This is a genomic window from Vibrio variabilis, from assembly GCF_003263785.1.
Classification (GTDB): Bacteria; Pseudomonadota; Gammaproteobacteria; order Enterobacterales; family Vibrionaceae; genus Vibrio; species Vibrio variabilis.
Map to the genome: position 1 here is coordinate 1 of NZ_JYJK01000023.1, position 2297 is coordinate 2297.

The following is a 2297-nucleotide window of genomic DNA, read 5'->3' on the forward strand; positions in this document are numbered from 1 at the left end:
ATGCAGAGTTCATTGCTAGCTAATATGACCCCACAGACAACGCCTCGCTATTTAGCGAGGCGTTTTTATATCTAGCGTATTAATAATATAACACCAACTCAATTCCAACTAGCGCACATACACTCGGTTTATTCCCTACACAAACAACATCTACTAACTTTTTTAAATTAAATTTATATCTCTCAAGAATCAGCGCCACCGCTAGGCGATTAATTTAACATCTAAAAATCAATACTTTAGGCAAAACCAATCATTAAAGAACCACTATAACTCTACTGACGATGACTTCATCCTACAAACGTGATTTATTAAATCCGACCAATCACCTTATTATTACCACATCAAGACAACAACGATGCTTGATTAGCAAAGATTGCAACTCAGCTTTCACGGAAGACTCTTAATTAATTATGTAAACTCAACTGGAGCTATATTATGGACTTTGTTCATACTTTAATTCAAAGCTCACCATTTATTGCATTATTCATTACCCTATCACTAGGTTATTTAGTGGGTAAAATAACAATTGGTCGCTTTGTTCTTGGTGGTGTCGCAGGCACACTATTAATGGGCGTATTAATTGGTCAATTTGGTGTTCATATCGACCCAGGTGTTAAGAGTATTTTCTTCGCACTATTTATTTATGCCGTAGGTTTCCAAGGCGGTCCGCAATTCTTTAGCGCACTGAACTTCAGAACCATCAACATTTTGATGTCGGCTGTTGTAATGACGGTCTCAGGCCTTCTATGTGTTCTGGCGGCAGCGTGGTTCTTCGACCTTGACCGTGGTACAGCAGCAGGTCTTGCAGCGGGTGGTCTAACTCAGTCAGCAATCATCGGTACCGCTGGTGACGCAATCAGCAAGTTAGCTGGTGTGACTGAAGAAGCGAAGCACATCATGCAAACCAACGTTGCAGTAGGTTACGCTGTAACATACATCTTCGGTTCTCTAGGTCCAATCCTAATGGTGACATGGATTATCCCAACCATGATGAAATGGGACATCCGCGGCGAAGCTATCAAGCTTGCTGAGAAAATGTCTGGCGGCAAACCTGAGCTCAACCCAGGTGAGTTTAACGCGATTTCACAACTAGAGTCTCGTGCATTCCAAGTGACTAACTCTTGCAGCGTATATGGCAAAACCATCGCTCAAGTAAACGAAAAGCTTGTAGACGTTGCGATTGAAGTTATCGAACGTGACGGCAAAGAGATTGAGCTAGAGAAATTCACAGCTATCAATGAAGGTGACGTTATTGTTGTCACTGGTCGTCGTAAAGCAGTGAACAAGTTCGCGAAACACCTAGGCCAAGAAGTTGTCGACCTAGACGAGAAATTCACTCTTATCGAAGAGAACCGTCAGCTAATTGCAACAGACAAAAAGCTTATTGGTAAAACGCTTAAACAGGTTAAACAAGAGTCAAATGCAGACGCTCTTCGCGGTGTTTACGTTACAGACTACATCCGTGGCGGCAACTCTATTGACGTGACTGAAAACCTTGTTGTTCAGAAAAACGACATCATTCAGTTGACTGGTAAACCAACAGACATCAACAAAGTTGAAAGCAACATTGGTAAACGCCTTGGCTCAAGTGTTGTGACTGACTACGTCATGTTCGGTCTTGGTATGGCACTAGGTGTTCTTATCGGCATGATCAGCTTCAAGATTGCTGGCATTCCGGTGACTATCGGCTCAGGTGCTGGCTGTTTGATCTCTGGTCTAATGATGGGCTGGCTACGCAGCAAAAAACCAAGTGTGGCTTCGTTCCCTGTTGGTGCATCTAACTTCCTTCGTGACTTCGGTCTGGCTATCTTCGTCGGCATCGTAGGTCTAGAAGCAGGTCCACAAGCAGTAAGCACAATCCAAGAACACGGCTTGTCACTTCTATTCCTAGGATTTGGTGTGACATTGATTCCTCAGTTCATCGGTTTCTTTGTGTCTTACTACGTACTGAAAATTCGCAACCCAATTGAAGGCCTAGCAGCCGTAAGTGGTGGTCGAAGCGCAAACCCAGCATTTGCTGCGCTACTAGAGAAAGCAGGTAACTCATCTCCAGTATTCGCCTTCACCGTGACTTACGCAGTAGCAAACGTACTGCTCACACTATGGGGACCAATCATCGTTGGCATCATTACTACCAATGTTCCAATGTAATCAAGCCCAATGTAACGCATTAATCGAAATGAGCGGGAAAGTTCTCTCCCGCCTTTTCAAACAAATTTCGGTCAAACGAACCTATTCGTTTGCTAATGAATCAAAAAATTTAAGGTAATTTATTATGTCTAACATCGACTTCTCAC

The 2297-nt window shown here is 43.1% G+C and carries 1 protein-coding gene; it reads left to right on the forward strand.

Annotated features, from left to right (window positions below; all coding sequences use genetic code 11):
- Positions 1-435: 435 nt before the first annotated feature.
- Positions 436-2151, forward strand: coding sequence for an aspartate-alanine antiporter (aspT, locus tag TZ48_RS03945; protein WP_112478327.1), 1716 nt, complete (start codon positions 436-438; stop codon positions 2149-2151).
- Positions 2152-2297: the final 146 nt, after the last annotated feature.